The organism is Chitinophaga filiformis (assembly GCF_023100805.1).
GTDB classification, from domain to species: Bacteria; Bacteroidota; Bacteroidia; order Chitinophagales; family Chitinophagaceae; genus Chitinophaga; species Chitinophaga filiformis_B.
This window is the reverse complement of sequence record NZ_CP095855.1, coordinates 6357457-6383896: the sequence shown is the minus strand read 5'-3', so window position 1 is coordinate 6383896 and position 26440 is coordinate 6357457. Positions and strand designations below refer to the sequence as shown.

The following is a 26440-nucleotide window of genomic DNA, read 5'->3' as shown; positions in this document are numbered from 1 at the left end:
CTCCAAAGTACAATACACCCGCTTCATTTATGCCTTATTCTTATTGCGGATTCACCGGAAGACCGTTGGCTTCCCGGATAAGCTGGAATATATGATCGGGACGCACTACTACGTAGTTGGCGTTAAGGGAATTAGCCACGTTCTTAAAGCTTGTAGGCGTTACATTTTGCCAGGGCTGCGCCTGTATTATGATGAACCGTGGCGAAGTACCATTCCATCCCGCGGAAGCGGAAGTAATATGATCTTTCATGGCCTGTTCATTGGTGCAGTAGTTGCAGGAAAGCGCCATACCCGGAAGACTGTTGTTGTAGATGGTGAGCCCGCCGCCGGTATTCTGGGCGGTGAGGCCCAGCGTATAAGGCGCATTGGCGGCAAATGCCTGTCCTACGTTCTGGTTAATACCGCCTGTAATGGTGTTCCAGATGGTGATAACCCTCAATCCTGCACGACGGTTATACTCGTCTGTTTTGGACGCGAACAGGTTCAAACGTGCCTGATCGGGCCAGCTGTTGGGATAAGCGTAACCGTAGCCGGATGGACCGGAGATCAGGTTGTCGTTGTTGGTGGAACTCTGCCAGTAATAATTCAATGCTCCGGGCATTGCATCGAGCATAGCTGGTGAAATTGTCCAGCCGATGGGGACAGTGCCCCGGTCAGGATTATCCCACAATTTGCGCATCAGGTGCTCGACATATTGCAGATTGTCGCCGTCGCTCAATATAAACGCCACATACATTTTGTTTTGGAGGGCAGGTTTGGCCGGCATTGGCTTCGTATTGACCGTTCTGGGCATACCGCTGTGAACGGTGAGATTGGTAGCCCAGTCGCTGGCAACAGTGGCAACACCATATCTTGACGCCCTTTCAACACCGGAGCCTTCGTCCTGCCACCATCCCATATAATTGGAGCCGGCCGGCATGGAACCTAAAAAGCTGTTCAGCAATTCACTTTCACCGGCTACGTTGGGATCCAGCCAGATGGTAGCAAGCCCTGTTGCTACTGCGTATTCACGGAGCGCCGCTTTATGGATCTCAGGGTTCAGGCCTATCAGCACGCGATGATCGAGGGAGGGCCAGTAGTTGTTGTAGATGGACTGGTATACCTGCAGTTTGCTGCTGAATTGACCCCGCAGGTCCACTAATATGGGCAGGTTGTAAGGGGCTGCAGTTAAGCGTGATAACAGCAGTGGTGAAGCGATCAGCGCTTTCCGGTCTTTCGCCAGCATGGTGGCCAGGTTGACCGTGTGTATCTGTGCCGGGTCGTAGACGATCAATCCTGATATTTCACTACGGTATTTACTGATAAGGCTCCATTTGTCGGAGGTTTCAGACCAGCTTAATCCCAGGGAACGCAGCCATGTATATTGTCCTTCTGCAAATGCATCTCCTTCATAAGAGAAAAGGCGTGGCTGGGTTCTGTTAACAATACCCTTCAGGGATGCGAACAGATACATCTCTGCGGAAGAGGCATTCTGCTGAACGCCCACCCAGTCCACTTTCGTATAGGAAGTGCCGCGCCAGTACACGCGGAGCTCGATGGACTGATTATTGGCAGGGAGTGTAAATGGTAACGTAAAGTTCACATAGTCGCCCGCGATAGAGAACTGCCTGCGCGTGATGGTTCTCGAGGCAAGAAGCTGGCCGTTGGTAGCGTTCCTGACATCTACATCCACAACAGGATCGTCATTGGCGGTGTTGTTGTCCACCTTCATGCGGAACTCGGCTACATTGGGGCCTGCGGGAATGCTGGCGTCGTAGGGACCGTAGATCATGTGCTCATCTGCGGCGTCGATGCCGGTCTGGCATAGCCAGCCGTCTGTTTCTAATCTTCCGGTCTTATGACTTAGCGAGGGTCCTTCTGCTTCCCAGCGGGAAGATGTTTCGCGCAGGATGAAAAGGTCCTGGGTCTGCGCCGTAGCGGGAAAAGAGGGAAGGAGTTGTCCTGCAGGCCAGGTTATCTGTGCCATTGCCGGCGTAATGAACAACTGGATGAGCAATAAAAATGCGGTTAGCGGGCGGACAGTCCCGTTAATTGGTGTGATCATAGGCTAACGTTTTTACAATCAGTAATTTGGTTTAAGTGACATAAAGTGATTCATATGAGAATCTGTTTCTGAGACCATAATATAACGTGAACGAAATTTGAACAAGTTTTAACTGTATGGAGATGGGTTCACAATAAGGATATATCAGCTTAAATATACGAAAAAAGATGTAATAAGGGAAAGTATAAGTGACAACGGATACCTGTTGCGCTGTAAAATAATTTCAGTATATTACAATCGTTATAGCCCGATCCTTAATATAACCCGCCACTGATATTAAGGCCACAGAGAAAAGTGTACCCGTGATATTGTATTCGTATTCAGGAACAACAAAATAGTAATCGATATACCCTCTTTTTTGTTAATCATTAAAACCCAGTTTCACATGAAAGAAATGAAAGCCCTTTTGTCGATCTCACTATTTACCATGGTGTTGTTGTTCAGTTCATTTGCTCCCCGGCAGGAGCAAAAGGTAAGCACGGCTATTATAAACTATGCCTGGTATAGTCCTTCCGGCCAGTTCGTAGCCTGGAGTACCCTGGCAAATGCCGAAATCGTAAGCGATGCCGACACCAATCCCACCAATGGAACTTTAGTGCTGATCGGTTATACCGATGGCGGTCCTGGTTTGCCACCTTCAGGAACCCTGGTATACCGGCTTTACACACACCCGTAGTTATCGAAGAGCGGATGTATCAGGAATAAATGAACATCCCCGCGGGTGCCTGCATGACTACAAGTAAAAAAAAGTGAAAAGAGGCTGCTCATTTTTTGACAGCCTCTTTTTTGATTTTATATAAGCCGCTGTTTTTTCAGCAGCTGTTTCAGTATGCTTACGCATTTTTCCAGTTCTTCCCTGGAAGAAGATGCGAAGCCAAGCCGGATGGCATTGGCATTGAAGGTTGGGTACAGGTGGTTTTTGCCGTTTGATATATACAGGCCTTTTTTCAAAGCATCATTTGCCAGCTTTTCTACGTCAATCGACGCCGCAAACTTTGTCCATACTGTCATGCCTCCCTCCGGCACATTAAAGCTGACAGCAGGCTTTAATTCACGATCCAGCAAGTCACAGAAGAAATCCCTCCTTTCCTTATATACAGGTAATGTTTTCCTGAGGTAACGTTGCATGGTACCGTCATGCAGCAGTTCTGCTATGGCGTTGTCCAGGATATGATCGCCCTGCCTGTCCAGCAGGATGCGGACACGGCTCAGGTGTGCAATCACATTCTGCGAAGCGGCCAGGTACCCGATGCGGAAAGCCGGAGAGAAGCTCTTACTGAAAGAACCGCAATAAATGACCATACCATTTTCATCGGCGCTTGCCAGCGGCAGCAGGGGGCGGTGTTTGTAATGAAAATCGAAGTCATAATCATCCTCAAAGATGATGAATCCATATTCACCTGCCAGTCTTAATAGTTCCAGCCTTCGGTCGATCCGCAGCGAGACGGTGGTAGGGTAGTGATGATGCGGTGTGACGTATACCATCCTTACTTTCTTCCGGCGGCAGATCTTCTTCAGTTCATCTACTACCAGGCCATGTTCATCTACCGGAATACCGATATGTTTTGCGCCGGCATGCATAAAGTTCTGCTCAGCTCTTCGCCATCCGGGAATGCCGGATACAATAATATCGCCGGGACTGATCAGGCCATTACACACCAGGTTAATGCCCATTACGGTTCCCTTTACAGAGAGGATGTTGTGTGGAGTGGTGCTTAATCCGCGTGTTTCGTTGAGGTATTTTGATATAGCGTTCCTGTAAAATTCAGCGCCATCGGGTTGACCGTATTTCCCGAACTTGTTGTATAAGCCACTCCTGGTTAACTGGCTGCGATAAGCCCTGTACAATTCCTTTAAAGGCGCCAGTTTCGGGTCAGGAAACCCGTCATCAAGATGTAATTCGCTATTAATGAAGGTTGGTAAAACTTCCAGGTATTGCTGATCGGGAAGCCTGAAACCTGCCGTTTGAGAGGCATTGTTTGTGGGCGCATGCTTTAAGGTTCCCGGTGCAGGCTCCGGTATATGCGAGGTAACGAATGTACCGCGGCCAACAGCGCTTTCCAGCCATCCCTGCATCTGTAGTTCCTCATATGCCCTGGACACGGTAATCCGGTTGATCTGCAGCTGGCCGGCCACGTCCCGCGAGCTGGGTAATTTAAGGCCGGGGCGGAGTGTCCCTTTTTTGATAAGCGACAAAATAGCGTCCGCCAGCTGGAGATATACGGGTCTTTCCGCTGCATGTTCGAGGTGGATATCATGAAAGACCCGGGTTAAAATTGGACTACCCATTTTGTTGAAATTGGACTACAAATATAATCCAATCTGAAAATACATTTGTACCAGTTAAAAGACAATCCGCTATGTATGTTCCTCAGTCATTCCGGTTCCAGGACAACAGGGAGATGATAGACTTCATGAAGCAATACAGCTTTGCTACTATTGTTACGATGGGAGATGCTGTGCCCCTTGCCGGTCATCTGCCATTCTTTATCAGTGAAGATGCAGGCAAACTGATACTGACCGCTCATTTCTCAGCCGTTAATCCGCAGACAAGGTATATTGAAGCCAATACTTCCCTGGTAATATTTACTGAGCCGCACGCCTATATTTCTCCCATGCACTACGACAAAAGAGAAAGTGTGCCCACATGGGACTACATCAGTGTGCATGCGTATGGAAAGGCGAAGATCCTGGCGGATGAGGCTTCCAAATTGCGCATACTGGAGCAGATGATCACTTTTTATGAGCGGGAATACCTGGAACAATGGAAAGGGCTTTCTGAAAAATATAAGACAGGTATGATGCGGGGGATCGTGGCTTTTGAACTGGAAGTAACAGACCTGCAGGGACAGAAAAAGCTAAGCCAGAACAAAACGGATGCTGAGCGGGAGCGGATCGTCCGGCAGCTGGAGAAAAGTGAAAATACGGTTGAAAAAGACCTGGCGAATTATATTAAAGACCTGTAAGATCAATATTGTAACGCTATAAAAAACAAGATATGGTGATCGATATTCAGCCTGTACTTGAAAATGAACATGCCATCCTTTACCCTTTGCGGGAAGAGGATTTTGAGGATGTTTATGCAGTAGCTGCAGACCCGGAAATATGGGAACAGCATCCTAACAGGGAGCGATGGCAGCACGATGTGTTCCGCACATTCTTCGATGGCGCTATCCGGAGCAGGGGCGCATTTAAGATCGTGGATAAAGCAACAGGCAAAGTAGCCGGGAGTACCCGTTTTTATGATTATAATGAGGAGGAAAGCAGCATATGCATCGGATATACCTTTTATGCTACTGCGTATTGGGGAAAAGGCTTCAATCATTCCGTTAAGAGAATGATGCTCGATTATATTTTCCAATTCGTTTCGCAGGTGTATTTTCATATAGGAGTGAATAATATCCGCTCACAGGTGTCTATTGGTCGCCTGGGTGCAGAGAAAGTAGGTGAGATGGAAGTGGCTTACTTTGGAGAAGCTTCCAAACAGAATTTTTTATATAAGATAGGAAAGGAGGGATATTGAGGGGAATTGCTTGACATCCTGACAGAACAGGCCTCATTCCCGCTTTTATCTGCTAAAATGACTGCCGTTTCATCCCTGGCATAAAAATGGGGCTTAAAGGCTAAAATAAGTTATATGTCAACACAGACTGCCATACTCGCGGGAGGTTGCTTTTGGGGCGTAGAGGAGCTCATCCGTGCGCTTCCTGGTGTAAAGAAGACCAGGGTCGGATATACCGGTGGTGATGTCCCTAATGCTACTTACCGCAATCATGGAACACATGCAGAGGGCATAAAGATCGAGTTCGACCCAAATGAGCTTTCTTATCGCAAGCTGCTTGAATTTTTCTTCCAGATACATGATCCTACCACCCGTAACCGGCAGGGGAATGATATAGGTACCTCTTATCGTTCAGCAATCTTTTACCTGGATGAAGCGCAGAAAAACACGGCTGCAGAACTGGTGAAGGAACTGACCGCAGCGGGCATCTACCGTAACCCGATCGTTACGGAGATAGTGCCGGCCGCAGATTTCTGGGATGCGGAGGAAGAACACCAGGATTATCTGCAGAAGCATCCTTTTGGGTATACCTGCCATTTTATCCGCCCGGAATGGAAACTGGCGGAAACGGAAGGGAAGTAAATGAATTGATTGATTCAGGAATAGATCCACAGGAGGCTTATCGGTGAGGGGTGTAGTTGCGGAGGCCTGTGGTAATTTAAGTGCAAAAAAAATCAGGTGTTTTCTCCTTGGGAAAACACCTGATCTGTTATTATAGCTACCGTTTATTTTTTGATATAACGGTACTTGAAAGAATCCTCAGAAGTGTATTCTACCACGCCGTCCCGCACGTCTTTCTCCACTTCTTTCCTTGTAACAGGATATCCGTCTGCGTCATAAGTATATTCTTCTGTCGCAGTTGAAACATAGCCAGGGATGGTGTTGATGGTACGTACAGATTTAACGACATTGTTCGCAGATAATCCGAAAGTAGGATTGTCAGATTCCAGCAGGAAGAACTCTGGCTGTCTGGATGCAAAGTTCACTTTGTCGTCGTAAGTGTAATCAGTGAAAGAGCTGTCTTTTGATTCAACACCAGCCGGCATGGAAACTCTTACTTCTTTGATGATATTTCCCTTGCTGTCCCAGGTATAGGCGTATTTCGCCTGTTTCTGGTAACCAGTCTCCCCGGAACGGAGTTCATAGAAACCGGTCAGACGACCATTGGCATCGTAAGTCAGACTATCGTAGCGGGATCTGAAGCCATCTGAATTATAGTTGTTTACCCTCAACAGGTTACCTGTGCTATTGTAGTCAAAAGTCTGCAGCAATTGCACCGGACCGTCGTTGCGGCTGCTGCTCTTCTTTGTAAGCCTGCCATTTTCATAGGTCAGCTCCGAAATTTCTTTTGAGCTACCATAGGCGCCTATTTTTTTCATGTTGTAGGCAGCATCGTATGTTACTTCCACGCTGTCTTCATCAGATACAATATGCAGCAGATACTTTTTTGCAGATTCAGGTTTGTTGTCGTCATCTTTGCTGCAGGCAGCAAATAATACTACAAGTGCGGCCGCACTTAATAACAGTTTCTTCATAGGTTTTTGTGTAAATTCAGATTTATATTTAAAGGTTAAAGTGTTGTAATGGGTTTATGTTAACTGAAAAGATTAAGCATTCGCGTATTTCCGGCGCAAATATATAGTATTTTAATTATTTGTAATACGTGAAATAAAAAAGTCTTTTTTAAAATATAATAAATAACCGGACGTTATTCAGCTGTATTTTATAAATTATTTATTTTCAATAGAAAATGGTCTTCCGTATTTTAACGCTTGCTATCGTTTTATTGTCTGCCACCAATAGTTTCGCTCAGACCTTACCGGTGGTAGATGTTTCCATGAGCCTGCTCAACTGGACCAAGCACCTTGATGCTGATGTTGACAAATATTTCACCAGGGAGAAAGGAGAAGAATTGAACCGCAGCTTTGAAGCCCTGAAGCGGGATCTCACCACTTACATGAAGACGCGGAAAAATCTCTCTGACAACATTTTCCGTAATAATATGGCTCCCGGCAAGAAGGACCCGGACAACCTGGAGGCATTGAAGACGCAGATGGGGGATGTGATCAGGCAGATGCGCAATGTTACTGACCTTACCAATAATGAATTACGGGCAGAGGGAGACCGCCTGAACGACAAGATATTTAATGTATTGAACAGTGATGGCACCCAGTTCCTGTCTAACCTGGAGGCATTCCTGGCGGGCCTGGATGTAAGTAAACGGGACCTGGCACTGGATGCGGGTGTGGCATACGACCGTCTGCAGCAATCTATTAGCCATCTTGCATCTGCACTGGGCAAGATCAATTCGAAGATGAAGTAAGAAGTATCAGGTATATTTTCAGACAGCTGGTGGGAGTACCACCAGCTGTTTGTGTTTTAAATATCATGCTTTCTCTTCAACACTCCCGTTCCGTTCCGGGTTTTCCATCAGCGCAGCACATGCTGCCGGCCATGCAGTATCGCCGGGATAGAGCTGACTGCGGAGATAGGCCCATGTAAGCTGTTGTACCGTGGCCACACGCGCAGGATTCTCGTCTGATGTTTCCGTTACCAGGTATCCGGAAATACCACCCAGCAGGTGCTCGCCGCCAAACAGGGTAAGCAGTGCTTTAGGCCCGGTGCTCAGTGTATACGCATCCGTAAACCACTCCGGTCCGCGAACGCTGAGGAAAGAATCATCTTTGTCGCCCCAAACCACGAGTGTCGGCGTTGTCATCTCTGCATAGCTGGGGTTCATAAAAGGAAAATGCTCCGCTGCGAAAGGAGTGAGGTCTTCACCGCCGCGGCCACCTGCGCAAAGCAATACGCCAGCCTTGATCCGCGGGTCGGACATGTCTTCTCCCGGCTTGCCATCCGGGCCAATTACCCTTGCACCTAATAACATACCCGTTGTCTGCGCACCGAAGGAATGACCAACTGCTGCAATGCGGCTTTGGTCAACGCGTTCTTTCAGGCCGGGAAGGGCGTCTATAAAAAGATCAAGATGATCCAGGATGCGCTTCATATCTTCCACGCGGAAGCGCCAGATAAGCGGTGTGCGTGGATCTTCGGGACTGATAGCGAGTGTTCTTGAGTCAAGAAAGGTGGGCTGTATAACGACGAATCCACGGGCTGCCCAGAAATTCACGAGTGGCGCATAGCCGTCTAATGAAGAGCCATAGCCGTGTGCAAACACAATGATCGGCAACTGTGTACCGCTAACCGGTGCTGATACCCGCACCTGCAGGTCTGCGCCACGCCCGGGAACAGGCAGTGTAACAGGGCTTACCGATATGACGCGGGCTGGTGTGCCGATGGCTGTATTCCGGCCTGCAGTTATTGCTGATGTTGCTGATCCATTTGATGCTTCTTTTTCCATGATGCTTGTATTATTAAGTTTAATGTAAGATCAGTCCTGGTGACTGATCGCTCACTTGATTTATGCATACAAAGCTCCGCTTAAGCAGCGTTCAATTTTAAAGAGAATCAAACGAAAAATTATGATTTTCATACTTTCCCTTTAGTCTTTCTAAAGGAATTGGGTGTGATGCCGCTTACGCGTTTGAAGTAGTTATTAAAATAGCTTGGGTATTCAAAGCCCAGGGCATAGGCGATGTCGGCTATACTCCAGTTGGTATGTTGCAAAAGGGCTTTTGCCTCTGTGGCGATGCGCTCGGCAATATGTACAGAGATGGGTTTGCCGGTAATTTCCTTTACTGAACGGTTGAGATAGTTTACATGAACAGAGAGGCTTTCTGCAAAGTCCTGGGCTGTCCTTAGTGTGAGAGGATCTGCTGCGGTCTCTATCGGGAATTGTTTTTCCAGCAGGTCTGTAAATAAAGAAGTGATCCGCGCGGCAGCATTCCTTTGTTTCAGTGCGTGTTGCGGCTGCATTCTCAGTGCTTCGTGGATGATGAGGTCTATGCAGCTTCTGAGCATTTCGTCTTTCCGGTCGTACTCGCCGCTGTATACGGATAACATCCTTTTATAAAGCCCTTCGATAAACGCTGCCTGCTCGCTGCTTACGGGAATGACGGGTATACCGTCAATACGGAATATAGAGGCGTTCAGCAGGTTTTCCTTACGTTCCCTGCTGCCGATAAATTCTTCTGTGAACAGGCAGGCATAACCTTTTTGTTCGGGAGAGAGGTGTTCTGTGGAATAGGGGATATGCGGATTACCAAAAAACAGGAATGTATCGTCGATATTGATCGTTTTATCGCCATAGCAGATGTTCATATGCCCCGTAGCCAGCACTATTTTATAAAAGTCCCGTCTGCCATACGAGAGTGCCGCATAGGCAGGCCCGGTGATCTCATGCACTTTAAAGCCTTTCAGTTTCAAATCGGAAGAACGAAAGGCGGCAGCTTCGCATTCAGGATGTCTGTTCATCCGGTAAAATTAACAAAATCAAACCTAAGTACCATTCTCCTTACTGTAATCGGTTTTATACAGTTAACCAACATCCCTGTTATGAAAGCATTTAAAAGACAAGTTTCCTTTTTGATGTATCTTTTTTAAACAAAAGCGAAACTATTTGGTTAGTAAAGGAGTGTATTCAATGCAGAGAGCAAAGCATGCCGGGAATACTATGAAATCTAAGAGAGAGACCGTATCCTTCCCGGAGAGACAATTCTAATTATACCTGACGTCTTAATTAATTGATGTAATCCCTTCAGCCTGGAACAGGTCAAAATGTTATAGTTTATTTTAATTCTTCATGCATAAATGTAATAAGTAGGTATTGGCAGGATTCAAATGCCCACACCACGGTGAACAACGCCCCAACATCATCTGATTTATTCCATATTTCCTAATAAAAACACGTTACACCATGAACTTCAAAGAAAAGTTAGCACAACTTGGCGAACAGCCGGACATCGTCCTGATCATTACTGACGAACAGCGGGCCACACAACATTTCCCGCCAGGATGGGAAGCGCAGAACCTTCCAACACTTACTTTCCTCAAAAAGAACGGGTTTAGCTTCGACAGGGCTTTCTGTAACACCTGCATGTGTTCACCCAGCCGGGCTACCTTATTTACCGGCATATATCCGGCCAAACATATGGTTTCCCAAACGCTGACCATAGGGGGCCCCTTGTCGCCCGCAGAGCCAACCCTAAGTACATCATTGCCCAACATTATGAATGTGCTCTGGAATGAAGGCTATGATGTGCAATATCGTGGTAAATGGCATATGAGTAAAGGCGTTGCGGGCAATGGTGCTGTAACCAATTATGATAACTTAACGCCTGCAGATATTGCCTTATTCGGTGCCATGGGCTGGATGGCGCCAGATGCAGGCGAAGACGTGAATCCTTTAAACTTCGGCGGTGGATTTGCCAATCATGATGCCCGCTACGTAGCAGAAGCGATCCGATACCTGCAGGAAGTAAAGGCCAGAAGAGCGGCAGGCTATCATAAACCCTATTGTTTGATCGTATCCCTGGTAAATCCGCACGATGTACTGGCTTATCCGAAAACAGCCGGCACTTCAGGTTATCATGCTGATTCCTGGTCAGGAAGAGAGATCGGTTTGCCCGATACCGTGAATGAGCATTTACTGGCCAATAAAAAACCAATGGCCCAGGAACAGATCTTAATAGGGATGGCGGGCTTACTGGGTCCCCTGGCTACAACAGAGCAAAAGCTGAATTATATTAACTTTTATGGCTACCTCTTAAGCTGGGTTGACAAAGAGATCGGTTACCTTGTAAAAGAGCTGTATGCTAAAGATGCGAATGGAAAAAGCCTGGCAGATGCTGCCATCGTTACCTTTACTTCCGATCATGGAGAGATGGGACTTGCACATGGTGGCTTGCGTCAGAAAACTTTCGTGGCTTACGAAGAAGCATTGCGCATTCCGCTGGTGATCTCCAATCCTTTGTTGTTTTCAGGCGACCAGGCTCAGAACTCCATGGCCCTCGCAACGCTGGCGGATATCATGCCTACCTTCCTGGAGATCGCCAACGTATCCAATCCGCCAACAGGACTTGCAGGCACCAGCCTCCTGCCGGTCATAGAAGACGGCACACCGGTGCAGGACAGCATATTGTTCACCTACGACGATACAAAGGCTGGTTCCAACAGCCAATGGTCGGCGGTAAATGCTGCCAACCGCATCCGCTGTATCCGTACGGAGAAATGGAAGTTTACCTATTATTTTGATGCAGCAGGCGCTTACTACAACCAGTTTGAACTGTATGACCTGGTGAACGATCCATCCGAATATACTAACCTGGCATATGACCCTGCATACAGGGAGATCCGCGAGGATCTTGCAAAACAACTGCATCAGCTGGTAATAGATAAATTGAGGGTGAGGGCTCCGCAGGATAGTGATCAGGTGCAGGAACCGCAATTGGATAGTATTTCAGCTTAGTCGTGGTAAGTATATGTAAAACAGGAAGAGCTTCCGGATGTGTTGATCTGGAAGCTCTTTACCTGGTTATATCCTGTTTCCTGAAAACTAATTTGGCAAACTATAAGTCACTTTGCCCTGTTGGTCCAGGAAATTCAATTTAGCTGTACCGTTTGAGTCTACAAGCATTTGAAGTCTTGGTTTCCCCATGCGATCTGAAAGAGTTACCATGGCCGTTTTTGTATCGTCCTTACCAACAAAAACACGTTGTGCAAACGCTCTTCTGCCTTCCTCCGGCTCCATCAGTTTCTTCAATAATTCCTCTTTTGCAGGTCCGTCCGGGAGTTTCTGCGCCTTCTTATATGCCGCACGCCAATCTGCCCATTCAGGATTTGTCTGCCAGTCGTCTATATGTAGCCCGGTATGTTGGTCTCCGTTAGTATCCTGGTAGCTCAGATAGAGTACCTGGTTCTGGTTATACTGGTCAAATGAAAAATGACCAAAAGCATTATACTTGCCACTACTGTCTTTCGCGCCCGTAAATACCAGGCCTCCGTTCTCAGTACCTTCATCATTATAAAAGATCATTCCCGGCCTGGTACCGCCAGGAATAGGCGGGGTAATAGGCTTTCCGTACAACAGGTTCTCCGGTGAGCGACTCTTATTAGAAATGACCATTCTCAACTGGCCGTTATTTTCAACAATATTAATACGTTCCACCGAAATCTCTTTAAAATGGTCAATGCCAGACTTAGAAAAGGCAAATAATCCGGTGATAACCAAAAGTAAGGTAAGTATAACCGTATAACGTCTGAGCCTTCTTAGCTCCTTTTCCATTTGGGCGAATCTTTCTTCCATAAATGCTACAAAAATTGTTTTAAAAGCGTTAAAGCTACACTAATTTTTTCCGGTATTTACTAAAGCCGTCCTCATGAAGGTTTTTCCTATCCCCGGCTAAGGTCTGATTAAACGTTATGTTCCATTTCATTCTTCATATATATGGCGCAGCAAAGAGGTAAATGACTTTTATGGCATGCAGGTAGAAGCACTGAGCTGCAGGCAGAGAAAGGTGACCGGGAAGTGATTGATGTTTCATTGCCGGGGAAAATAAGCGGCGCTGTGGAGCGGAATAAAAGACAATTGAAAATGTGATATATTTGAGACGAGACCACCCGCATAGTTTGTGTATTTACCCGTTATTGGAATGAGAAAAGTAATTCTTAACAGCTCATATATGCCAGGAAAAAAAAGTTCCACATTCTCAGTCACGCTCATGATAATATTTGTTGTTCTCACACAACATCTGAGCGCGACTCCCGACGGGGATTGCAGGATTGCAGCTTCCGGAAATGCCGTGATTTACCATGCGGCCAGTGGAAAATGCCAGCCCATGGCATGTGCGAATGATACAACTGCATTCAGTAAAAGCATTGAAGATTATTCACAATTGCTGCATCTGCCGGGATTGGTGGTTGGGGTAGCGCTTGGTGATAGTCTTATCTTTTTTAAAAGTATCGGAACAGCCAACGATTCGACAAAAGAGCCGCTCACAGCCGATCATATTTTTCCTATTGCGTCTCTAACCAAAAGCTTTACAGCAGTTGCGCTCGAACAAATGGAGGGAGAAGGGAAACTGTCGCTGAATGACCTTATTTCGAAATATCCCAACCAATACTTTACTCCTGCGAGGTGGAACCAGCAAACTACTCTCGCTCACCTGATAAGTCAGACCGCTGAAAGCGATCCGCCGGGAACGCAGTTTGTTTACAATGGGAGCAAATACAATATAGCGTTCAATGCCTTTTGCGCTATTAATAAGATAAACATCCCGAACGACATTGCACGGCCTTTCACTGACGAGATACAAAGGCGGATATTGACGCCGTCGAAAATGGAACATACCCTGTTGAGGTTTTCGGAAAGTGAGTATGGACATTTAAAGAAATGGGTTGTACGGACTTACCACCTGGATGCAGCGGGCAGGTTTATGCCCAATGCGGTTAATCTTAATAACATGCAAAGCGGGCCGGGATTTGGGATGATGAGTTCCGTAAATGATCTCGTCAGATATTCATCAGCAATTGGCCGGCATAAATTATTGACAGCGGAACAATACAAAAAGATCACCACGCCTTTTTACCCCGGTAGCCCCTATGGTATGGGATGGTTTACGACTACCTTTGAAGGTATAGCATTGCACTGGGCCTACGGATATGGCGGCAGTGATGCCGCTCTTCTGCTCCGGGTGCCTTCAAAAAATCTTACGCTGATCATCCTCTCGCCCTGCACCTTGCCGTCGGAAACAACGAGATTGGGTTATGGTAATCCTTTTAACGCTATGCTGGCATGTGCGTTCTTCAGAAATTATGTTCAACCGCAAACGGTGAACTCACGCCTGCCCGTTGAGGAGAAATTTGCAAAAGCAACGACATTATCGTTTTTGCCCCGCTCATTTCATCCCGATACATTAGCGGCCGGACGTCTTTTACAAGAGCTGATAAAGCAATATCCTTCAGATGAGATCTGGCAAAGTCCCACTGCATTTGAGCTGGTGAGCGCATCTGCAGATCCACGGATTGTACGGTTTGGCGTGAAGATGGCCGATCAATATGTCAGGTCTGAAAAACTGCATCCCATGAAGGAGTGGTACGCAGGTCTTATCTATCAGAAAAACGGACAACCGGATAAAGCGACAGCCTGTTTTGAGCGGCTCGCCACCGGCGACCAATTTAGTGAACAGGGATGCAAATTCAGTGCAATGATGATACTCGCCCGGCAATACAGGAGCACTAATGTGCAGCGTTCACGGCAGATGCTTCAAAACCTGATCCGGTTCAAGGAAACTATGGACGCAAAAGATCAGGAGTATAATGAAGCAAAGGAAATGCTCGCGCAATTGGGAGCGGAACAGGAATAAGATGTTTAATAATTCAGCGGCTTGAGCCCGGTTAAATACCGGACTCAAGCCGTTTGGTTTTAATTTGATGTTGTGGTTGTTATAATAGTTAATATGTTTCATAACCCCGCGTTTCAGCGCTGTTATTGGTAATCAAATATATGTGATGCAGCCCTGTGCATTCCCTGTGGATAACTTCCCCATAAAATCATTCACTGCGCATAATGGATAGTAAGTGCCCGGCTAACTTTGATATTGTTAAGCCAAAATAGCCATTTATGAGGACCGATGTGAGACTGAACCGAATACAAACGCTGTTTAACCTGGAAGGGATGATGATCCCTATGCCTGCCCGCAAATCAAACACCTTTTAACTATTTAATTGACCGGGGATAATTCCTCGAAGCTGTTCGACCGCATTCAACCACCACCATCCATACTTCCTGGTGGTTTGGATGCGGACGGATAACTACTATTTCATCACAACTAAAAGTATCACTGCTATATGAGAGGACAACAATCACTTTTCGATAATTATATTGAAAAGCCTGTTAAGAAAACAAGCCGGAAAGGGCGTTCTGCTGATATGATCGCACTCAGGGACCAATGCCTGCTATACCGTTACTATTATCACATCAAATTGCAGGGGAAGCGCTACGATATGGCGCTGCAGGAATTGTCGGCCGAATTCTGGATCAAGAACAGCAACATTATTTACCGCCTGCAATGTAATAGTGAAAGATTGGAGCAGATCATGAAAGAGGAGCAACCGGATTTAAAGCAATTAAGAGTATTATATCCCTGGTGGGCATGGTAAGGATAAACAAAAAACGCTGCAGCATCTGCAGCGTTTTTTGTTTGTTTAAGGGCGCATGTCCAGTGGCGGTGTAGGGATCTCGCTTGTAGCAGCAGGTACAGGGTACTCATTAAAGTTGAGGCTATAGGTGAGCACACGCACACGGAAGGCATCGTGTTTGTCTACAGTGGTGAGCGCCCGTATGCGGAATGCATCCCCTCTGTCTTCTGTGATCGTTTTGATGCGTGTCAAGGGCGCTATTGCACCATTCGTCCATCCCTGTAATGCCCGGTGCATTTGCAGCTCTGCTTCGTAACAGGCGAGCGCTGTGGGAGTATCCAGGAAGGTGATGCCGTCTGCCACTGTGATCTGTGTGACCAGCCTGCATTGCAGCTCACCGGATACGGCTTGTGCATAGCCGGTGAGCTCCGCATACGCGAGGTTGGTGAAATCAATAAACAGGCAGGGCCATTGGGAAGGGGTGCCGTTGTAATTCTCCGTTTGAGAAAGTTCGGGGTATACACCTTTAATCAAAGGTGCTTTCTCTTCAATAAGTGTTTCCAGTGAAAGGAAAAGATTCGAAAATAAACTATCCATTCTTTATTATTTAAAGTGATCAATTTCCGGTATAAAGGTCGGTGCAATTGGTTTCTTTTCCTGCTGCACTTTTAATGATTGAACAGCGGATGAAGTATGATTATGCAATGAAATAATAAGCATTGTTTCCTGATTTTTTCAGCATGCGGCGATGTTGTTCCTTTGTATTGTAATCGCTTGCTGACACAGTAAGTAAAGTGTGAAAGAGGCAGTTTGTGAAAGTTATAAAGTTAACCTCAGATGTTACTATTAAATACAATTATAAATGCAGATCCTGAGCAGACCGTCTTACAGCGGCTGGGCGACCAGGCATTCTCTGTGATCGTGTTAATAGGTATTGCATGGATCCTATGGAAACGCCAGATAAAACTGGAAGATCGTTTAACCCAATACCTGGATGACGACCGCGAGAAAATGATGGGCGTGATAGAGAACAACACGAAAGTGATGGAACGGCTGGAAGACGTGCTGAACAGGAGTAACCCCAGGTAAGAAAAATGAGAAGAATAGATTTCATCGTTATCCATTGTACTGCAACCCCTCAGGATACCCGTCCTGAAGCCATCCAGCACTATTGGAAAGAATATCTCAAATGGAAAAATCCCGGTTACCACTACCTGATAGAAGCATCGGGCGATGTAAGGCAACTGGCTACTGAAGAGCGTATCTGTAACGGCGTAGCAGGACATAATGCAAATAGCATCCACGTCAGTTATATCGGCGGGGTAGATGCTGATAACAAGCCATTGGACAACAGAACGCCTGCGCAGCGGCAGTCAATGCGGGTATTGATCATAAAGTTGAAGAAACAGTATCCGCAGGCGCAGATCCAGGGCCACCGGGATTTTCCATTTGTTAAGAAAGCGTGCCCCTGTTTTGATGCGCGCCAGGAGTTCAACGATTTTACAGCAATAGTAAATAGCATTTAAACCAATTACAATGAACCAAAAAAAGTAAAAAATGGGATTACCAAAAGTAGCAATTACATTAGGAAACGGTAACCTGGGAGCGAATGCTGCCAGCAATGATGGAGTAGCGGGATTGGTGCTGACCGGCGTAGCAACAGCAAACCTGCCCCTGAGCACTCCGAAAGTGATCTTTAGCCTGAGCGAAGCAAAAGACCTCGGCATCCTGGCTGAGGGTAGCAATGCCAGCGCATACCGTCACATCAAAGAATTTTATGACCTGGCAGGTGAAGGCGCTGAACTGCATATCATGACTGTTGCAGACACCGTAACGCTCACACAGGCGGCAGACCTGACAAATGCAAATGGCGCTGCAAAACTGCTGAACGCAGCACAAGGCCGCATCCGTTTACTGGGCCTTACCCGTAACCCTGCAGCTGCCTATGTACCGGATCTGACAGCCGGCCTGGATAAGGACAGCCTGGACGCTATTACCATGGCGCAACAATTAGCGCTGGCCTTTGGCGCGGAGTACAAACCTGTACGTATACTGATTGAAGGCCGTGAGCTGGATACCACCAACCTCGCTACCTTAAAAGACCTGCGCACTTATACCGCAAATCATGTTGGCGTGGTAACAGGCAGCACCACTAACGATGGCAGCGCTTCTGTAGGCTTAGTGCTGGGACGTGCAGCCTCCATTCCTGTGCAGCGCAATATCGGCCGTGTAAAAGATGGCGCTTTGCCCGTACTGGCGGCATATGTAAACGCCACCAAAGCAGAAGAGCTTAGTGCCGGCGATCTGTTGCATGACAGAGGCTACATCTTCCTCCGCACATTTGTTGGCCGCTCCGGTTATTATCTGAATGATGACCCCATGTGTGCACCTGTTACAGACGACTACAGCCAGCTGGCATTGGGCCGTGTAATAGACAAGGCCATCATGATCGCCTATCAGACCTATGTGGACGAACTGAATGATGAGATCACCATTGACGAAAATGGTAAGATCAGCGTGCCTGTCATCAAGTATCTGCAGAGCAGGATCGAATCTGCCGTAAACCTTGGCATGGTGGACGAGATCAGTTCTTTCAGCGCGAACATCGATGCCAGCCAGAATGTGCTGAGCACAGGCAAGCTCACTGTAAAAGCAGCTATTGTACCCGTGGGATATACCAAAACAATAGAAGTATTGCTTGGCTTCACTAATCCTGCTTTACAGTAAGCCCTTATTCACTCTAAAAACAAACCATTATGATTTTTGACAACAAAGAATGCACCTGGGCCAACATGAAGGTGGTAGTGCTGGGTAAAGAACTGGTAGGTATCCGTGGTATTAAATACAAGCTGCTGCAGGAAAAAGAACATCTGCATGGCGCTGGTGATGAGCCTATCGGCATTCAACGCGGCAAACGCACTTATGAAGGCGAGATAAAGCTGCTGAAATTCGAATACGATGTATTGGAAGATGCTGTAAAAGCAGCTGGCGGCAGGGATCTGCTGGACCTTACCGCAGATATCGTTGTTACCTATGTGAAAGATGTCACCTCCGCTCCGCGTACGGATATTATCCGCGGCTTCCAGTTCAAGGAATTTGAAAAGGGCTGGGAACAAGGAGCGAAGTTCATGGAGATCACTATGCCGATCGTTTTCATGGGCCTGCAACAGAACGTATAATCACATTGCACGATCACCTTATTTAAAAACAATACCTTATACACTAACATACTATGACAGTAGAAAAACCGGTAGCTATTACCAAAGATCACATTGATGCCTGGAAGCAGAAATATAGAGATGTATTTAAGCTGACAGCTACAGACGGAAAAGTCGGTTATTGCCGCAAACCTAACAGGGACGAAGTAAGTTATGCCATGACGCTGATCACAGGCGATCCGCTGGCTTATCATGAGACCATCCTGAAATCCACCTGGCTGGGTGGGGATGATGAGATCCTGAATGACAAGTCTTACCTGTATGGCCTGGGCTCGCAGCTGGATAAACTGCTGGAAGCAAAGAAGGTTGAAGTGGAAAAGCTCTAAGCGAGGCGTCCGGCGATTTTGAAAAGAACCCTTTAGGGTACATTCAAACGCTGTTCGAATACTATCTGCCCCAGGTTGACACCTCGCAGCTGACTGACGCACAGTGGGCAGAAAAATTTGCGCAACTGCACGACATACGGCAGCGGGAGTTAAAGGGATTGCCATTACTCTCAAGGTAGAGATCGTGCAAAAAAATAACAAAATGGCAAGAACAACAAGTGAGGAGTTAAATCAAATGGGAGCGGCCGCCGGTTTTGCTGCCAATAGTATCTCCATGCTGCGTGAAACCGCCATGTCAGGTGCGAAGGCCCTGAGCTCGTCTGCAAACGAGCTCAGGGATCGCTTCGCCAACGGGCCGGTGGCCCCTGGTGGCGTGCCACCGCTCAGGCATGGTCCTTCATCCCGAAATGCACCAACCGGCAGGAATGACTACGGTGATCCTGCAAGCAATCCCGGAAGCAGCACCGGAAGCAGTGCTGCAAGCAGTGCCGCAGGCAGTGCATCCACGCCGGCTTCAGACCCGGCCAAAGAGGAGAAAAAAGATAAGGAGAAGGGCTTTGACGGCCTTCTGAAGCAGGGAACATCCATGTTAAAGATGGCAATGGACCTGCAAGAGACACAGAAGTCCTTTGAGCTGCTTACCGGCAGCGCGTTTAAGGCCCAGGAGCTGATGAGCAACCTCCAGAATATGGCCTTCAAAACACCTTTTAGCCCCACTGAGCTGATGAAAGATGCCGAAGCGCTGTTACAATCCGGTACAGCTGCAGACGACGTAATGAAGACGCTTATCCTGCTGGGCGATGCAAGTAATGGCAATAAAGAGCACATGGAGGGCATGGTCAAAGCTTTCTCAGAAGTGCAGTTAGGCGGTGTACTTACATCCGATGCATTGAAGGGAATGATAGGCGCCGGTTTTAATCCGCTGGACGAAATGTCGAAGAAAACGGGCCTTTCCATGGACGACTTAAAGACGAAGATGGAAGCTGGCCAGATAACAGTCGGCATGTTATCTGAATCGCTGGCCTTGGCAGCCGGCCCCGGAGGACAGTTCTTTGGTTCTATGACTGATCAGAGCAGCACCGCCTCGGGAAGATGGCAGGAGTTCAGCGAACGGCTGGAGGCCGCAGGCACCACGCTTGCATCCGGTCTGTTACCCACTGTAACGATGTTTGTGGATAATGCGCTGATGCCAATGGTAGGCGCCCTCCAGTGGGTAGCCGGTCTTATCTCAGAGCACGAGGAACTATTCGGGATCCTGGCTATCGCCATAGGCGGTGCCTATCTTGGTTACCAGGCGCTTACTATGTGGCAGAACCTATCAGCCACAGCGCAGGCACTGCTTAATGCGGCGATGAACCTTTGCCCGGCAGCGTGGGTAGCCCTGGCTGTGGGAGCCGTTATAGGAGCGGTATTATATGCATGGAACACATTTGCCGGATTCAGAGGAGTTGTTATGGGGGCCTGGGAGGCACTGAAAGGCTTTGCTTCGTTGATCTGGGATTTTGTGGTAGATAGTATCAAAGGCGTGATCAACGGCATCAGCGGCCTTGGACAGGCGCTTATGTATGTGTTCAAGGGCGATTGGAGCAAGGCATGGGAAACGGGTAAGCAGGCGGTGAAAGACCTGGTGGGAGTAGATGCGATGAAACATGCGGCCGACAATGCCTCCAAATTAGGTAGCGCAGTGTCTAAAGCATATAATGACGAGATCAATAAGAAACCCGCATCTAAGCCAGCGCTTGAACCGCCTGCTGCTCCTGCCATGGCGCCAAAGGCCGCCGGATGGAGCGTTGCAGCTCCGGGTAAAACGCCTGCATCATCCAGCCTTGACCTTGTGCCGCCTGGCTATGGGCCTGCATCAACAGCGAAGCAACCAAGTGCGCTTGATGCGCTGAAGAATGCAACACCCGCTAAGACGCCGGCCAAACCTGCCGGCCCGGCTTCAACTAAAATGAAACCGGCAACAGAGCAAACCGCCGTCAGCAGAGCCCCTGAGCCATCAGGCGGCGGGGGAACGGGCGCCAGGGATAAAGTAGATGGTATCACCAACGGAGGAGCGCGTAGTATCATTATCAACCTGCAAAAGCTTTTTGATAATATAAACATCAGCTCTACCACTATTAAGGAAGGTGTATCGGAGATGGAGGAAATAGTGACAGAAGCCCTGTTGCGTGTTTTGAACAGTGCAAATGCATTACCCCCACAACAACAAGTTTAATCATGGCAATTAGTTTTAACGTACAAAAAATTTTCAAAGACACGTGGGGGTACAACCCCGCGGTCTTTGATGTAGACGCTCAGAATATTATCCGCCAGCCGCAGCAGTCGTCAAAGATGGCCAATTACTTCGGCAGGGATCTTTCGGGCCGCTCTTATTTCATGCCTGTGAAACTCGGGCAAGTGGACCTTCCCAACCCGGTGATCAAGGTCACCAATAAGAAAACGATCGTAGAAACGGCCCTGGTAGGTCGTATAGGTACGGTAAAAGAACTGATAGGGCAGGAAGATTATAAGATCAATATCAAAGGGATCATCATTATGGAGGACAGCACCTACCCGGAAGATATGATCGCTACCATCCATGAGCTTTACAGCAGGAACACCAGTTTAACGATCAGCAGCGCATTAACGAATATTTTCCTGACGGATAACAATAGTGTGGTGATCACAGATATCAGCTGGCCGGAAATAGCAGGCGTGCAGAATGTGAAAACATATGAAATGAACCTGCTGAGTGACAGACCATTTGAACTAATACTTAAATAGATGTTTATACTTAAATGCAAGATAATAATAGGTAAGTATAAGATGGTGGCCGCCACGGCTGTGAAGATAAAAAGGAGCATCTATTCCTATGTTGACACCGCCTCCATTACGCTGCCTGCATCTGCCCGGCTAAAGGATAATGCGGCTAATGTGCCTGCATCTGTTTCAACATCCGCGAACTTTAAGGAAGGTGATATGGTGGAGATCTGGTTGGGATATGATAATGAAGCTGATCTTCATCTTGAATTCAGCGGATTTGTGAAAAGGGTGAATGCGACCATGCCCTGTGTAATAGAATGTGAAGGATACAGCTGGCAACTGAGCAGAAAAAATGTGCATTGGTCAACCGGAAAAACGCCCGAAAAACTGAAAAGCCTTTTGTCAAAAGTGGTGGAAGGAACAGACATCACCCTGAGCAAAGACATACCGGATATGGAGGTGCAACAGATCAGCGAAGGAGATATCAGTGGAACGGAAGTATTGGAATGGCTGAAAAAGAACCTCTACCTCACTGTCTGTTTTGCCGGAAAGGAGTTATATGCCGGATTGGCCTACCTGGATATGAAAGATAAAGGGAAGATCAAATACCGCGTAGGATGGAACCTGGTAAAGGATAACGAGTTAAAGTTCAGAAAGGCAGACGATATAAAGCTCCTGGTGAAGATGATCTCCTTTAATAACAGGAACGAAGCTGTTAAAGCCGAAGCCGGCGATAGTAACGGCGCTATCCGGACCATTTTTGCGCAGCATAACACACCGGCATCGGAACTGAAAAAAATGGCCGAAAAAAATGTGAAGGAGCTGCGCTACGATGGTTATGAAGGAAAAGTAACAGGCTTCCTGGAGCCGTTTGCCCTGCCTGGTTATAGCGTTGTGCTGCAGGATCCGAACTACAGCGAACGGGAAGGCACCTATCTGATAGAAAGCACGGAAGTGAATTTTGGCAGCGGTGGCGGGAGAAGGATCTGCGAAATAGGCCCCAAAATAAGTAAGTAATATGAGCAAACAACAGTCAAAATTGATTGAGGCGCTCAGAAACCTGAGCAAGGAGAAGGCCACCATCATACCCGCGCAGGTGGAGGAGTCAAATAAAGAGACAGGCACCATTGACGTAGTGACCTTTGAAGGCGTGCATATATATGATGTACGATTACGATCAGTGATAGATAAGGATGGTAAAGGCGTGCTCATATTCCCCCTTAAGGGTAGCAGCGTGCTGATGGCCAGGATCAACAGGAGCGACAATTACATCGTGATCAGCATACAGGAGCCGGAGCTGCTGAAATGTACAATAGGCGAAAAATACCTGGAACTGGATAAGGATGGCCTGCAGCTAAGCGCCGGTGATGAATCCCTGAAAAAATGCCTGGATGATCTCCTGGACGAGATCATCACCATCTATGCCCCTATGAACAAGTCTGCCTTTACAGATGTCAAAAACCGATTAGCTAAACTTTTAAAATGATCATATGCCCCTGAACAAAAACGCACTGGAACAAAGTATCAAGAGTGCATTCAAAAACATGAAGGATGGGAATGGCGATGAAGAACAAGCGCTGAATACCCTTTGCAGCAAGCTGGCTGAGGCGGTGGACGCCTTTGTTAAAACCGCGCAGATCAATTATGTCACCGGCCTTGGTACTCCCAGCGGAGGGCCGGTATCAGGAACATTTCAAGGTAATTTATCATGAAAGATATATTGTTAAATGAAGAACTGGACCTGGATATACGGGCCGGCGACCTGCATGCCGGTTACAGCGATCTGCAGCACCAGGAGCTGATATTGATAAACAACCGCGGAAACATAAAAGAGTTTCCTGTAGTTGGAGTGGATGCTTTTGGCTACCTGCAGGATAATGATACTGCGGCTTTGTTACAGGAGATCCGCAAGCAGTTTACAGCTGATGGCATGCGGGTGAAAACGATCAACATGACGGACGATGGCCAGTTAAATATTGATGCAGTTTATGGAGACAATTAATGTAAAACCCCACCAGTGCCTGATGGACCTGTCCATGCAGCAGAAGGGCAGTATTAATGCCATGTTCGACTTTGCAATGGCGAATGGTATCAGTATCACCGATGATCTTACATCCGGCAGCGCCTTATGGGTGCCCGATGTGGAAGTCATTGACCGGCGTACGCTCCTGACTTTGAAGGAGGAACTGGTAATACCTGCCAACGGCTATACTGTAGAAGACGAAGCCGCTATAAAGGGCGGTATCGGCTACATGGGAATACAGATGGACTTCCGTGTGAGTTAAAAAAGTAAAAAAAGTATTATGGCAAGAACAATCACCGAAATACAGGATGATATTATCAGCAGGATCAGCGCAACAGCAGGACTGGCTGAGCTGAACAGCACCAGCAAAACAGCTGTATGGCGGATGTGGACCTACATTGTAGCCGTAACGGTATGGGCCCTGGAAAACCTGTTTGACGTACACAGGAATGAGGTGAATACACTCATTAATGAAAAAGCGCCGCACAGCCTGCGATGGTATGCCAACAAGTCAAAGGATTTCCAATATGGCGCGGAGCTGGTGCATGAAGAAGATTATTATGATAATTCCAATCGTTCCGAGGAGGATGTAGCTGCACAAAAGATCATTGCTTTTAGCGCTGTTGTAGAACAGGAAAAAGGCCTGCGGATCAAGGTGGCCAGGATCAGGAATGACGACCTGGATGCCCTGGAGCCAGGACAGCTGGAAGCATTTGTGGAATATATGAACCGCATTAAAGATGCCGGCGTTAATCCGCTGGTCATAGAAAGCAGGCCGGCAGACAGGTTGCGGTTGTCGCTGAATATCTATTATAATCCGCTGGTACTGGATAGTACCGGTGCAAGGCTGGATGGCACTGACCCGGACCCTGTAGGGAAGAAGGTAAGGGAATACCTGAAGAACCTGCCCTTTAACGGCACCATGGTGCTGGCTTACCTGGTAGATGCATTGCAGCAGGTGGACGGTGTGGTGATCCCTCATATTTCGCAGGCGCGTGCAAGTTATGGAGAGATCTCTCCGATTGCATTTGATGTGAAATACAATCCTGACGCCGGTTATCTCCGGATACTGGATGCAGATGGCCTGCAGATTTCTTATATCCCACAAAGCGTGATCATATGAGTAAGCTATTCGATGTAGATTTTCCCAAACTGGTACGGCTCCTGCTGCCGCCGAGACTGCGGAAGATAAAACATGTGGCCTGGTTACAGGCTTTGACAAATCCTGTGAACTACCTGTACCAGCAATTCCGGCGTAACAGGGATGCAAACCTCTACCGGCTTTACATCACACCACAGGTAGTGTATATGGAAAGACTGCTGAATGACCGGTATGATATATCGCTGCGCAGGATCCGGGTCAGGGATGCGTTGGTATATGCGCCTCAGTATATCTATCAGGATCAGGAGCTGAAGCCGGTGTACATCTATCAGGAAGAAGAGCATAAGCCGGTATACCTGTTTACAGATGACGAAATAGGGAGCGACTCAGTTGATTTCTATGTGCTGATGCCCTCCGATCTGCTCTATAATGAAAATGAAATGACGGCATTGATCAACAACTATAAGCTGGCCGGCAAGCGCTATAAAATTCAAAAAGTATGAACAAAGTAGAACAACTTACAAACCTCGGCGGGTTCCCTATGACCCAGTATACGCTGGACTTTATGCAGCAATCGTACCGGGATGCGCTGGGCGCATTGGCCAACCTGGTAGGCAGTGCTGTGATCGTGTCCGGTATGGAGGAGAACGGCAATATAGTAGGCAATGGCTGGATCAGCTATAATGGAGAGTTACTTCCCTTTACAGGTGGCCCCAAACAATCTACCTGGATCATTGAAGAAGCAACCGAGAACCGGCTTTTTGCAGACCAGGTGAGCCGCACCGTGTATTTTACCCGTAAGGCCAGGTTTGCGGCTGGCGGTATCCCATACAGCAGCTTGCAGCGCATAGACACGCTGATAGGCTTAAAAAGCACGCTGGCCGCGATGGAAGCCCGCATCTCACAGCAGATTGACAGGGTATGGAAACGGGGTGATATCATTGAGATTGATTGCAGCGGAGATTACCTGGCGGCGAACTTTGATGGCAGCGGCCTTGGAAGGAATGAAAGAACCGGATGGGCCATCTGCAACGGCAACAACGGCACCCGCAACCGGGGAGGCAGGTTCCCTGTAGGTTATGATCCATCCAGGTGGGAATATAACGTGATTGGCAATATGGGAGGCCAGGAAACAGTGTCGCTGAGCGTTTGGCAACTACCGCCCCATATGCACAAAGGAGCTACCCTGGTATCTGCACGCGGAAATCCCGACCATGGTGGTGACAGGGACAACGCCAATAATAACTTTTATATTAACGCAGCCCGGGAACAGGATGCGAGGTACAGACACACCCTTGATACCACTTATACGGGATCCGGCGAAGCACACGAGAACCGTCCTCCTTACATTGTTTCCCTCTGGATAATGAAATTATAATCAT

30 protein-coding genes are annotated in these 26440 nt (G+C 47.5%); 23 read left to right on the top strand and 7 right to left on the bottom strand.

The window, feature by feature from the left end; genetic code table 11:
• Positions 1–40: 40 nt before the first annotated feature.
• Complete coding sequence (locus tag MYF79_RS24695) at positions 41–2044, bottom strand: GxGYxYP domain-containing protein (RefSeq protein WP_247810496.1); 2004 nt, start codon at positions 2042–2044, stop codon at positions 41–43.
• A 385-nt stretch (positions 2045–2429) separates the two neighbouring features.
• Here MYF79_RS24695 and MYF79_RS24690 point away from each other — a divergent pair, with 385 nt between their 5' ends.
• Complete coding sequence (locus tag MYF79_RS24690; protein WP_247810495.1) at positions 2430–2720, top strand: hypothetical protein; 291 nt, start codon at positions 2430–2432, stop codon at positions 2718–2720.
• Between the two features lie 116 nt (positions 2721–2836).
• On the opposite strand, the gene MYF79_RS24685 is transcribed toward MYF79_RS24690, so the two are convergent.
• The gene (locus MYF79_RS24685) at positions 2837–4333 is read right to left on the bottom strand and encodes a PLP-dependent aminotransferase family protein (RefSeq protein ID WP_247810494.1); all 1497 of its coding nucleotides are present in this window, start codon (positions 4331–4333) and stop codon (positions 2837–2839) included.
• Between the two features lie 71 nt (positions 4334–4404).
• Here MYF79_RS24685 and MYF79_RS24680 point away from each other — a divergent pair, with 71 nt between their 5' ends.
• The 3 genes from MYF79_RS24680 to msrA all read left to right on the top strand — a co-directional run bounded on the left by MYF79_RS24680 (position 4405) and on the right by msrA (position 6188).
• On the top strand, positions 4405–5010 hold the full coding sequence (locus MYF79_RS24680; protein WP_247810493.1) for an FMN-binding negative transcriptional regulator: 606 nt from the start codon (positions 4405–4407) through the stop codon (positions 5008–5010).
• 32 nt (positions 5011–5042) lie between these two features.
• The gene (locus MYF79_RS24675; RefSeq protein ID WP_247810492.1) at positions 5043–5567 is read left to right on the top strand and encodes a GNAT family N-acetyltransferase; all 525 of its coding nucleotides are present in this window, start codon (positions 5043–5045) and stop codon (positions 5565–5567) included.
• Positions 5568–5681: 114 nt separating this feature from the next.
• Positions 5682–6188 (top strand): peptide-methionine (S)-S-oxide reductase MsrA, encoded by a 507-nt coding sequence (gene msrA, locus MYF79_RS24670; RefSeq protein ID WP_199655707.1) that lies wholly within the window; start codon positions 5682–5684, stop codon positions 6186–6188.
• Positions 6189–6331: 143 nt separating this feature from the next.
• On the opposite strand, the gene MYF79_RS24665 is transcribed toward msrA, so the two are convergent.
• Positions 6332–7141 (bottom strand): hypothetical protein, encoded by an 810-nt coding sequence (locus MYF79_RS24665; RefSeq protein ID WP_247810491.1) that lies wholly within the window; start codon positions 7139–7141, stop codon positions 6332–6334.
• Positions 7142–7356: 215 nt separating this feature from the next.
• On the opposite strand from MYF79_RS24665, the gene MYF79_RS24660 reads away from it, so the two are divergent.
• On the top strand, positions 7357–7929 hold the full coding sequence (locus tag MYF79_RS24660; RefSeq protein ID WP_247810490.1) for a hypothetical protein: 573 nt from the start codon (positions 7357–7359) through the stop codon (positions 7927–7929).
• A 63-nt stretch (positions 7930–7992) separates the two neighbouring features.
• On the opposite strand, the gene MYF79_RS24655 is transcribed toward MYF79_RS24660, so the two are convergent.
• A complete protein-coding gene (locus MYF79_RS24655) occupies positions 7993–8967 on the bottom strand; it encodes an alpha/beta hydrolase family protein (protein ID WP_247810489.1) in 975 nt (324 codons plus the stop codon).
• 128 nt (positions 8968–9095) lie between these two features.
• The gene (locus MYF79_RS24650) at positions 9096–9980 is read right to left on the bottom strand and encodes a helix-turn-helix domain-containing protein (RefSeq protein WP_247810488.1); all 885 of its coding nucleotides are present in this window, start codon (positions 9978–9980) and stop codon (positions 9096–9098) included.
• A 442-nt stretch (positions 9981–10422) separates the two neighbouring features.
• Here MYF79_RS24650 and MYF79_RS24645 point away from each other — a divergent pair, with 442 nt between their 5' ends.
• Entirely contained in the window at positions 10423–11973 is a 1551-nt protein-coding gene (locus MYF79_RS24645; RefSeq protein WP_247810487.1) for a sulfatase-like hydrolase/transferase, read from the top strand.
• An 87-nt stretch (positions 11974–12060) separates the two neighbouring features.
• Here the strand turns inward: MYF79_RS24645 and MYF79_RS24640 are convergent, their stop codons facing one another.
• Complete coding sequence (locus tag MYF79_RS24640) at positions 12061–12810, bottom strand: hypothetical protein (protein WP_247810486.1); 750 nt, start codon at positions 12808–12810, stop codon at positions 12061–12063.
• A 376-nt stretch (positions 12811–13186) separates the two neighbouring features.
• Here MYF79_RS24640 and MYF79_RS24635 point away from each other — a divergent pair, with 376 nt between their 5' ends.
• Together MYF79_RS24635 and MYF79_RS24630 are read left to right on the top strand one after the other, a co-directional pair.
• Entirely contained in the window at positions 13187–14869 is a 1683-nt protein-coding gene (locus tag MYF79_RS24635; protein WP_247810485.1) for a serine hydrolase domain-containing protein, read from the top strand.
• A 484-nt stretch (positions 14870–15353) separates the two neighbouring features.
• A complete protein-coding gene (locus MYF79_RS24630) occupies positions 15354–15665 on the top strand; it encodes a hypothetical protein (RefSeq protein ID WP_247810484.1) in 312 nt (103 codons plus the stop codon).
• Positions 15666–15710: 45 nt separating this feature from the next.
• Here MYF79_RS24630 and MYF79_RS24625 read toward each other — a convergent pair whose 3' ends face one another.
• The gene (locus MYF79_RS24625) at positions 15711–16241 is read right to left on the bottom strand and encodes a hypothetical protein (protein ID WP_247810483.1); all 531 of its coding nucleotides are present in this window, start codon (positions 16239–16241) and stop codon (positions 15711–15713) included.
• A gap of 240 nt (positions 16242–16481) precedes the next feature.
• On the opposite strand from MYF79_RS24625, the gene MYF79_RS24620 reads away from it, so the two are divergent.
• The 15 genes from MYF79_RS24620 (at position 16482) to MYF79_RS24550 (ending at position 26436) form a co-directional block, all read left to right on the top strand.
• Positions 16482–16733, top strand: a complete 252-nt coding sequence (locus MYF79_RS24620) for a hypothetical protein (RefSeq protein ID WP_247810482.1) — start codon at positions 16482–16484, stop codon at positions 16731–16733.
• Positions 16734–16738: 5 nt separating this feature from the next.
• On the top strand, positions 16739–17170 hold the full coding sequence (locus tag MYF79_RS24615; RefSeq protein ID WP_247810481.1) for an N-acetylmuramoyl-L-alanine amidase: 432 nt from the start codon (positions 16739–16741) through the stop codon (positions 17168–17170).
• A 31-nt stretch (positions 17171–17201) separates the two neighbouring features.
• Positions 17202–18371: a DUF2586 family protein gene (locus tag MYF79_RS24610; protein WP_247810480.1), complete on the top strand. Its 1170-nt coding sequence runs from the start codon at positions 17202–17204 to the stop codon at positions 18369–18371.
• Positions 18372–18400: 29 nt separating this feature from the next.
• Positions 18401–18823 carry a hypothetical protein gene (locus tag MYF79_RS24605; RefSeq protein WP_149693771.1) on the top strand — a complete coding sequence of 141 codons (423 nt, stop codon included), beginning with the start codon at positions 18401–18403 and terminating at the stop codon, positions 18821–18823.
• Between the two features lie 53 nt (positions 18824–18876).
• Positions 18877–19188, top strand: a complete 312-nt coding sequence (locus MYF79_RS24600) for a hypothetical protein (RefSeq protein WP_247810479.1) — start codon at positions 18877–18879, stop codon at positions 19186–19188.
• Positions 19189–19390: 202 nt separating this feature from the next.
• Positions 19391–21406, top strand: coding sequence for a tape measure protein (locus MYF79_RS24595; RefSeq protein WP_247810478.1), 2016 nt, complete (start codon positions 19391–19393; stop codon positions 21404–21406).
• Positions 21407–21408: 2 nt separating this feature from the next.
• Positions 21409–21954 carry a DUF6046 domain-containing protein gene (locus tag MYF79_RS24590; RefSeq protein WP_247810477.1) on the top strand — a complete coding sequence of 182 codons (546 nt, stop codon included), beginning with the start codon at positions 21409–21411 and terminating at the stop codon, positions 21952–21954.
• Complete coding sequence (locus tag MYF79_RS24585; RefSeq protein WP_247810476.1) at positions 21955–22950, top strand: hypothetical protein; 996 nt, start codon at positions 21955–21957, stop codon at positions 22948–22950.
• A gap of 1 nt (position 22951) precedes the next feature.
• Positions 22952–23419: a hypothetical protein gene (locus tag MYF79_RS24580; RefSeq protein WP_247810475.1), complete on the top strand. Its 468-nt coding sequence runs from the start codon at positions 22952–22954 to the stop codon at positions 23417–23419.
• Between the two features lie 4 nt (positions 23420–23423).
• A complete protein-coding gene (locus MYF79_RS24575) occupies positions 23424–23645 on the top strand; it encodes a hypothetical protein (RefSeq protein ID WP_247810474.1) in 222 nt (73 codons plus the stop codon).
• A complete protein-coding gene (locus tag MYF79_RS24570; RefSeq protein WP_247810473.1) occupies positions 23642–23935 on the top strand; it encodes a hypothetical protein in 294 nt (97 codons plus the stop codon). The genes MYF79_RS24575 and MYF79_RS24570 overlap by 4 nt, the downstream gene beginning before the upstream one ends.
• Positions 23922–24218, top strand: coding sequence for a hypothetical protein (locus MYF79_RS24565; RefSeq protein WP_247810472.1), 297 nt, complete (start codon positions 23922–23924; stop codon positions 24216–24218). The genes MYF79_RS24570 and MYF79_RS24565 overlap by 14 nt, the downstream gene beginning before the upstream one ends.
• Positions 24219–24236: 18 nt before the next feature.
• The gene (locus MYF79_RS24560; protein ID WP_247810471.1) at positions 24237–25079 is read left to right on the top strand and encodes a hypothetical protein; all 843 of its coding nucleotides are present in this window, start codon (positions 24237–24239) and stop codon (positions 25077–25079) included.
• Positions 25076–25561, top strand: a complete 486-nt coding sequence (locus MYF79_RS24555) for a hypothetical protein (protein ID WP_247810470.1) — start codon at positions 25076–25078, stop codon at positions 25559–25561. Before MYF79_RS24560 ends, MYF79_RS24555 begins: the two co-directional genes overlap by 4 nt.
• Entirely contained in the window at positions 25558–26436 is an 879-nt protein-coding gene (locus tag MYF79_RS24550; protein WP_247810469.1) for a phage baseplate protein, read from the top strand. The genes MYF79_RS24555 and MYF79_RS24550 overlap by 4 nt, the downstream gene beginning before the upstream one ends.
• Positions 26437–26440 lie beyond the last annotated feature (4 nt).

Bases quoted from the DNA above. Each gene is read 5' to 3' on its own strand.
- MYF79_RS24695 (WP_247810496.1), bottom strand. From the start codon at position 2,044: ATGATCACACCAATTAACGGGACTGTCCGCCCGCTAACCGCATTTTTA.
- MYF79_RS24690 (WP_247810495.1), top strand. From the start codon at position 2,430: ATGAAAGAAATGAAAGCCCTTTTGTCGATCTCACTATTTACCATGGTG.
- MYF79_RS24685 (WP_247810494.1), bottom strand. From the start codon at position 4,333: ATGGGTAGTCCAATTTTAACCCGGGTCTTTCATGATATCCACCTCGAA.
- MYF79_RS24680 (WP_247810493.1), top strand. From the start codon at position 4,405: ATGTATGTTCCTCAGTCATTCCGGTTCCAGGACAACAGGGAGATGATA.
- MYF79_RS24675 (WP_247810492.1), top strand. From the start codon at position 5,043: ATGGTGATCGATATTCAGCCTGTACTTGAAAATGAACATGCCATCCTT.
- msrA (WP_199655707.1), top strand. From the start codon at position 5,682: ATGTCAACACAGACTGCCATACTCGCGGGAGGTTGCTTTTGGGGCGTA.
- MYF79_RS24665 (WP_247810491.1), bottom strand. From the start codon at position 7,141: ATGAAGAAACTGTTATTAAGTGCGGCCGCACTTGTAGTATTATTTGCT.
- MYF79_RS24660 (WP_247810490.1), top strand. From the start codon at position 7,357: ATGGTCTTCCGTATTTTAACGCTTGCTATCGTTTTATTGTCTGCCACC.
- MYF79_RS24655 (WP_247810489.1), bottom strand. From the start codon at position 8,967: ATGGAAAAAGAAGCATCAAATGGATCAGCAACATCAGCAATAACTGCA.
- MYF79_RS24650 (WP_247810488.1), bottom strand. From the start codon at position 9,980: ATGAACAGACATCCTGAATGCGAAGCTGCCGCCTTTCGTTCTTCCGAT.
- MYF79_RS24645 (WP_247810487.1), top strand. From the start codon at position 10,423: ATGAACTTCAAAGAAAAGTTAGCACAACTTGGCGAACAGCCGGACATC.
- MYF79_RS24640 (WP_247810486.1), bottom strand. From the start codon at position 12,810: ATGGAAGAAAGATTCGCCCAAATGGAAAAGGAGCTAAGAAGGCTCAGA.
- MYF79_RS24635 (WP_247810485.1), top strand. From the start codon at position 13,187: ATGCCAGGAAAAAAAAGTTCCACATTCTCAGTCACGCTCATGATAATA.
- MYF79_RS24630 (WP_247810484.1), top strand. From the start codon at position 15,354: ATGAGAGGACAACAATCACTTTTCGATAATTATATTGAAAAGCCTGTT.
- MYF79_RS24625 (WP_247810483.1), bottom strand. From the start codon at position 16,241: ATGGATAGTTTATTTTCGAATCTTTTCCTTTCACTGGAAACACTTATT.
- MYF79_RS24620 (WP_247810482.1), top strand. From the start codon at position 16,482: ATGTTACTATTAAATACAATTATAAATGCAGATCCTGAGCAGACCGTC.
- MYF79_RS24615 (WP_247810481.1), top strand. From the start codon at position 16,739: ATGAGAAGAATAGATTTCATCGTTATCCATTGTACTGCAACCCCTCAG.
- MYF79_RS24610 (WP_247810480.1), top strand. From the start codon at position 17,202: ATGGGATTACCAAAAGTAGCAATTACATTAGGAAACGGTAACCTGGGA.
- MYF79_RS24605 (WP_149693771.1), top strand. From the start codon at position 18,401: ATGATTTTTGACAACAAAGAATGCACCTGGGCCAACATGAAGGTGGTA.
- MYF79_RS24600 (WP_247810479.1), top strand. From the start codon at position 18,877: ATGACAGTAGAAAAACCGGTAGCTATTACCAAAGATCACATTGATGCC.
- MYF79_RS24595 (WP_247810478.1), top strand. From the start codon at position 19,391: ATGGCAAGAACAACAAGTGAGGAGTTAAATCAAATGGGAGCGGCCGCC.
- MYF79_RS24590 (WP_247810477.1), top strand. From the start codon at position 21,409: ATGGCAATTAGTTTTAACGTACAAAAAATTTTCAAAGACACGTGGGGG.
- MYF79_RS24585 (WP_247810476.1), top strand. From the start codon at position 21,955: ATGTTTATACTTAAATGCAAGATAATAATAGGTAAGTATAAGATGGTG.
- MYF79_RS24580 (WP_247810475.1), top strand. From the start codon at position 22,952: ATGAGCAAACAACAGTCAAAATTGATTGAGGCGCTCAGAAACCTGAGC.
- MYF79_RS24575 (WP_247810474.1), top strand. From the start codon at position 23,424: ATGCCCCTGAACAAAAACGCACTGGAACAAAGTATCAAGAGTGCATTC.
- MYF79_RS24570 (WP_247810473.1), top strand. From the start codon at position 23,642: ATGAAAGATATATTGTTAAATGAAGAACTGGACCTGGATATACGGGCC.
- MYF79_RS24565 (WP_247810472.1), top strand. From the start codon at position 23,922: ATGGAGACAATTAATGTAAAACCCCACCAGTGCCTGATGGACCTGTCC.
- MYF79_RS24560 (WP_247810471.1), top strand. From the start codon at position 24,237: ATGGCAAGAACAATCACCGAAATACAGGATGATATTATCAGCAGGATC.
- MYF79_RS24555 (WP_247810470.1), top strand. From the start codon at position 25,076: ATGAGTAAGCTATTCGATGTAGATTTTCCCAAACTGGTACGGCTCCTG.
- MYF79_RS24550 (WP_247810469.1), top strand. From the start codon at position 25,558: ATGAACAAAGTAGAACAACTTACAAACCTCGGCGGGTTCCCTATGACC.